Raw genomic sequence first — 5,778 nt, forward strand, 5'->3', positions numbered from 1 at the left:
GGGTGCCGGAGCCGTCGTCCTCGGCCGACGCGTCCGTGTGCGCGTCCGTGCCGGCGTCGCCGGCGCCGGCCGCCGACGCCGCGCCGTGGCCGCCGTCCTCGGCGGCCGGGACGACCTGCAGGACGGGGGCCGGGAGCTCGGGCTCCGCGTCGCCGGACGCCTCCTGGTCCCAGGCGACGACCTCGCCGTCGGAGTAGGTCTGGGTGGCGGGGAGGACGATCTCCTCCACGCCGTCCGGGACGGCGCCGGCCGACACGGTGAACCGGAGGAACTCGCCCGGCGCGATGCCGGCGTCGGCGTCGTCGGCGGTCCACTCGATGCTCGCCGGCGCCTCGGTGACGGTGGTGCCGTGCACCTCGACGGGCTCGGGCAGGGGCGCCTGGGTGACCTTCGCGGTCCAGCCCGGCACGGGCTCGACGGACACGCTGGTGAAGGGGGTGTCGGTGGGCAGGTCGACCTGCACCGCGGTGGTCGAGGCCTCGGCGGACTCGTTCGGGACCTTGAAGGTGAGGGTGGCGTACGACCCGGCCTCGGCCGCCTCGGGGGTCACGGTCACGTGCGCCGACGCGGCGGTCGCGCCGAGCACGAGGGCGGGGAGGGCGAGCGCGGCCGCGCCGGCGAGGCGACGCGGGCGGAGGGCAGGGGTGAGGACAGGGGTGGTCCTGGACATGGGTTCTTCCGCTCCTGGCTGTCAGGTGTGTCAGTCGGTCGTGGGACGGCGAGGGACCCGCCCCCGTCCGACGACGGACCAGGGCAGGGTCAGGCGGCGCGCGCGAGGGCGCCCGGGAGCAGCAGCGGGGGCCCGCGTGGGGGCGTGCGCCGGCGGACGCGGGGCGGGTGGGGGCGCCAGGTGCGCCCGACGACGACGGCGTGCTCGCGGACCACCGGAAGCGCCCGCGGCTCCTGCACGAGGAGCGCGACGTGCCGCAGGTGCCCCACCACGGTGAGGGCCGCCCGGTCGCCCGCCGCGAGCAGCAGGGCGGTGAGCAGCACCGCGGCGGCGTGCGCGGCGAGCATCCAGGTCGTCGTCCCGGCGTCGCCCGCGTGGTGCAGCAGCCCGCCGCCCGTCGCGGGCGCGAGGGAGCCCGGGCCCATGGCGTGGAGCGCGTGGCCGTCCGGGGTGGCGCCCGGGGTCGCGAGCGGAGCCGAGGGAGCACCCGTGCCCGCCGCGCCGAGCACGGACAACGTCGTGTGCTGCACGAACTGCAGCGCGACCATCGCCGGCAGGAGGCGAGGGAGGGTCAGACGGCGGCGCGCGGTCCACACCGCGCGCGGCGCCGTGCGCGCCGCGACGACGAGCCAGGCGAGGGGTGCCGCGGGGAGCGCGCCGCCGGCCAGGAGATGGGCGGCGGCCGCGATGCTGAGCGTCGTGCCGGCGACGAGGAGCTCGCGCACACGACGGACGACCACGGGCACCCCCGCACCCTACCGCGGCGTCGGCCGGGATCTGCAGCCCCGCCCCGGGCGGCCGTTCGGGCGCCGGCGGAACCGGTCACGACGCACCCGCGCGGGACACCGGACCCGCCCGGGCCGTCCTGGGCTACGGTGGGCGCCACGACACGGGGTGCGTCCCGACCGGTCATCGCCGCGACTTCGTCACGGCCGGCCGGCGGGCGCTGAGAACACACCCGTCGAACCTGATCTAGCTCGTACTAGCGAAGGGATGTCGACATGAGTGCGCGCGCACCTGAAGACAGCTCCGCCGGCCGCGCCGGCACCACCACCCCTGCTCACGCCGCCCCCGCTCCCGTCTCGTCGCCGACGACGGCGCCGCGGACGGGCAGCAGGCCCCGGGTCCTGGCGGTGGCCGGGTCCGACCCGTCCGGCGGCGCCGGCATCCAGGCGGACCTCAAGTCGATCGCGGCCGCGGGCGGCTACGGGATGGCCGCCGTCACGGCCCTGACCGTGCAGAACACCCGCGGCGTGCGTGACGTGCACGTGCCGCCCGCCGCATTCCTGGCCGCGCAGCTCGACGCCGTCGCCGACGACGTGGCCGTCGACGCCGTGAAGATCGGGATGCTCGCCTCGGCCCCGGTGGCCCGGGCGGTGGCCGCGTGGCTCGACGGGCTGGCGCGTGCCGCATCCCACCCGTCCGGGCCGTCCGGGCCGTCCGGCGCGACCGCGCGCCCCGCCGTCGTCCTGGACCCGGTCATGGTGGCGACCAGCGGGGACCGGCTGCTCGACCCGGCGGCCGAGGACGCCGTGCGGGACCTGCTCGGCCGGGTGGACGTCGTGACGCCGAACCTGCCCGAGCTCGCGGTCCTCGCGCAGGAGCCCCCCGCCGCGGACTGGCCTGCCGCCCTCGAGCAGGCGCGACGGCTGGCCGCCCGGCACGGGGTCCTGGTGGTGGCGAAGGGCGGCCACCTCCTCGCGCGGTCAGAGGCGAGGGACGTGGGCGCCCCGGACGCCCTCGTCGGTCCGCGGGGCGTGCTCGTGGAGCTCCCCGGCCCTCGACTGACCAGCACCTCCACCCACGGCACCGGCTGCTCGCTGTCCAGCGGGCTGGCCGCCCGGTACGCGCGCGCGGGCGACTGGGCCGAGGCGCTGCGCGGCACGAAGGCCTGGCTGACCGCGGCGATCCGGGCGGGGGAGGCCCTGCGCGTCGGCGGCGGGAACGGTCCCGTCGACCACCTGGTGGGGCTGCGCGCGGGCGGCGCGGAACCCCAGGCGCCGTCCCGTGCGGCCCGTGCGTCCGGGGCGGGCGCGGAGGACGTCGTCGCCCGGTGGTGGGACGACGCCGCGGACGTGCGCGCCGCGATCGACGAGCTGGCGTTCGTCCGGTCGCTGGGCGACGGGACCCTCGACGCCGACCACTTCCGCGCCTACCTGGAGCAGGACGCGCTCTACCTGCGCGACTACGCGCGCTGCCTCGCCCGGGCGAGCGAGCTCGCGCCCACGCGGGCCGAGCAGGCGTTCTGGGCCGGTGGCGCGCATGGCGCCCTGGTGACGGAGCTCGACCTCCACACGCGCTGGCTGGGCGGGGAGCCGCAGGACGTGCCCGCCAGCGCCACGACGGCCGCCTACCTCGACCACCTGCGCGCGGCCGGCGACGACTACGCGACCCTCGTGGCCGCCGTCCTGCCCTGCTACTGGATCTACCAGGACGTGGGGGAGCGGCTGGCCGCGCGCAACCACGCGGGCCACCCGTACGCGGCGTGGCTGGGCACCTACGCCGACGACGCGTTCGCGGACGCGACGCGGGAGGCCGTCGCGATCCTGCGCCGCGCCGCCGCGGCGTCCGACGCGTCCACCCGGGACCGGATGGCGGCGGCGTTCCGCGCGGCGTGCGAGCACGAGCTGGCGTTCTTCGACCAGACGGGCCTCCCCGGCACGACGGGCACCTCAGGCACAGCAGGCACAGCGGGCAGGGGAGGCACGACCGAGGACGTCGACGGGCGCCCCGCCGATCGCGTCGCGGTGGGCTGACCGCGGCCGGCCGGATCCCCGTCGTGGGGCCAGTCGCGGGACCCGCCGTCCTGCCCGACGGCGGGATCCCGCGGCGGTAAGCGGTGTCCCGGTTCGCGGCCCCACCGCGTGATCGGGGCAAGCGTGTCGGTGGCGAGTGAGAGAATGAGTGTGATGCCCGACACGAAGCGCACTTCGCGCAGCCGCAGCCGAGGCGCACGCCGCGCCGATCCCTCCGACAGTCCCAGGAGGAGCTTCGCCTCCTCCGCTCCCCGAGGTCCCGCTGCGCCCGGCACCTCGCCGGGTCGCGCCGAGGGGCCGCCCGGCCCGCCGGGCGCCGGCCCCTCGGCGGCCGTCGCCCCTGCGGGCTCCGAGCTCTCCACGTTCGCGTCCGTGCGCCGGCTCTACCCGTACGTCCGGCCCGCGTTGCCGCGCATGGTCGGCGGCCTCTTCTCGGCGCTCGGCGCGAGCCTCGCCGCGCTGGCGATCCCGCGCGTGCTGCAGGCTCTCGTCGAGGGCCCGCTCGCGGAGGGCGCCGCCGCCCACGACCTCGGCGCCCTCGTGGTGCCGGTCCTCCTCGTGCTCGTGCTGGGGGTCGCGGAGGCCGGGTTCGTCCTGCTGCGCCGCAACCTCGTGATGTATCCCGGCACGCGGGTCGAGGCCGAGCTGCGGATGGCGCTGTTCCGCCACCTGCAGGACCTGCCCGTCGCGTTCCACGACCGGTGGCCCGGCGGGCAGCTGCTGAGCCGGATCATGGGCGACCTCGGCCTGCTCCGTCGCTGGCTGGTCTTCGGCGTCCTGCAGCTCGTCGTCAGCATCGTGACGATCGTGGTCGGCGTGGGCATCCTGCTGGCCACCGCCGGCTGGCTCGGCCTCGTCTACCTCGCGGGCGCGATCCCCGTGACGGTCATCGCGTTCCGCTTCTCGCGGCGGTACCGCGTCATCGCACGCCTGTCGCAGGACCAGTCGGGCGACCTCGCCACGACGGTCGAGGAGTCCGTGCACGGCATCCGCGTGCTCAAGGCGTTCGGCCGCGGGCGCGACGCCCTCGACTCGTTCACCGACCAGGCGGAGGAGCTGCGTCGCACGGAGATCCGCAAGGCGGGCAACCAGGCCACCGTCACCACGTCGCTGCAGCTCATCCCCGAGGTCACGCTGGCCGTCTGCCTCGTGCTCGGCACGGTGCTCGCCGCCCAGGGGCAGATCACCGTCGGCAGCCTCGTCGCCTTCTTCCTGACGACGGCCGTGATCAACGGCCCCGTGGTCGACCTCGGCATGACCCTGTCGATGACGCTCAACGCGCGCACCGCCGTCGACCGCTTCTTCGAGGTGATGGAGACCCCGAACCCGCTGGCCGACCCGGCCGACCCGGCCGACCCCGTCGAGCCCGGCCCGGCGCGAGGCCACGTCGAGCTCCGCGACGTCACGTTCCGCTACGAGGACGCGGAGCGGCCGGTCCTCGCGCACGTCGACCTCGAGCTGCCCGTCGGCACGACGACGGCGCTCGTCGGCCTCACCGGCTCGGGCAAGTCCACCCTCGCGATGGTCGTGCCGCGCATCTTCGACGTCACCGGCGGCGAGGTGCTGCTCGACGGCGTGGACGTGCGTCGGCTGCGCCGGCACGACGTGCGCCGCGCCGTCGCGGTCGCGTTCGAGGACCCCACGCTGTTCTCCGCGTCGGTGCGGGACAACGTGCTGCTCGGCGTCCCGGAGGCGGGCCCCGACGCCGTGCCGGAGGAGGAGCGCGAGCGGCGCCTGCACGAGGCGCTCGAGGTGGCGCAGGCGGGCTTCGTCGCCGACCTGCCGCAGGGCGTCGAGACCCGCATCGGGGAGGAAGGGCTGTCTCTGTCCGGCGGGCAGCGGCAGCGGCTCGCGCTCGCCCGGGCCATCGCGGCACACCCCGCCGTGCTCGTGCTCGACGACCCGCTGTCCGCGCTCGACGTCGCCACCGAGGAGGCCGTCACCACGCGCCTGCGCGACGTCCTCGACGGCACGACCAGTCTCGTCATCGCGCACCGGCCGTCCACCGTCGCGCTCGCGGACCGGGTCGCCGTGCTGCAGGACGGCCGGATCACGGCCGTGGGCACCCATCGCGACCTGCTCGCCACCGACGCCCACTACCGACACGTCATCTCCAGCCTGGAGCAGGACTGGGAGGAGTGCGCCGAGCACGCCGACCGGGAGCAACCCGAGCAGGCCCAGACCGAGGAGGCCGCCTCACCGACTCGGTGGAGACCGCCCTCGGCCTCTCCGGCGGCATGGTCGTGCTCGACTTCGTCGACCTTCCCGAGGACGACCCCGAGCGCGAGCGGATGTAATCCGAGCACCTCTACTGCCCGTACGACGACCTCTCCTTCGAGGAGCTGGAGCCCC

General features: G+C 76.5%; 4 protein-coding genes and 1 riboswitch. Of the genes, 2 read left to right on the forward strand and 2 right to left on the reverse strand.

Annotation, left to right across the window (positions count from 1 at the left end):
* Positions 1-670 (reverse strand): YcnI family protein (locus ACFWEK_RS18080; protein WP_430554923.1); only part of this gene is annotated, 670 nt, incomplete at its 3' end.
* 89 nt (positions 671-759) lie between these two features.
* Positions 760-1,416: a hypothetical protein gene (locus tag ACFWEK_RS18085; RefSeq protein WP_430554924.1), complete on the reverse strand. Its 657-nt coding sequence runs from the start codon at positions 1,414-1,416 to the stop codon at positions 760-762.
* A 134-nt stretch (positions 1,417-1,550) separates the two neighbouring features.
* Positions 1,551-1,681, forward strand: a riboswitch (TPP riboswitch).
* Between ACFWEK_RS18085 and ACFWEK_RS18090 the strand changes: the two genes are divergently transcribed.
* A complete protein-coding gene (locus ACFWEK_RS18090) occupies positions 1,672-3,426 on the forward strand; it encodes a bifunctional hydroxymethylpyrimidine kinase/phosphomethylpyrimidine kinase (protein WP_430554925.1) in 1,755 nt (584 codons plus the stop codon). Its footprint overlaps the riboswitch before it by 10 nt.
* Positions 3,427-3,798: 372 nt before the next feature.
* Positions 3,799-5,778, forward strand: a 1,980-nt coding sequence (locus tag ACFWEK_RS18095) for an ABC transporter ATP-binding protein (RefSeq protein ID WP_430554926.1), incomplete at its 3' end; no start/stop codon positions are given.

Source organism: Isoptericola sp. NPDC060257 (assembly GCF_042726645.1).
Classification (GTDB): Bacteria; Actinomycetota; Actinomycetes; order Actinomycetales; family Cellulomonadaceae; genus Isoptericola; species Isoptericola nanjingensis.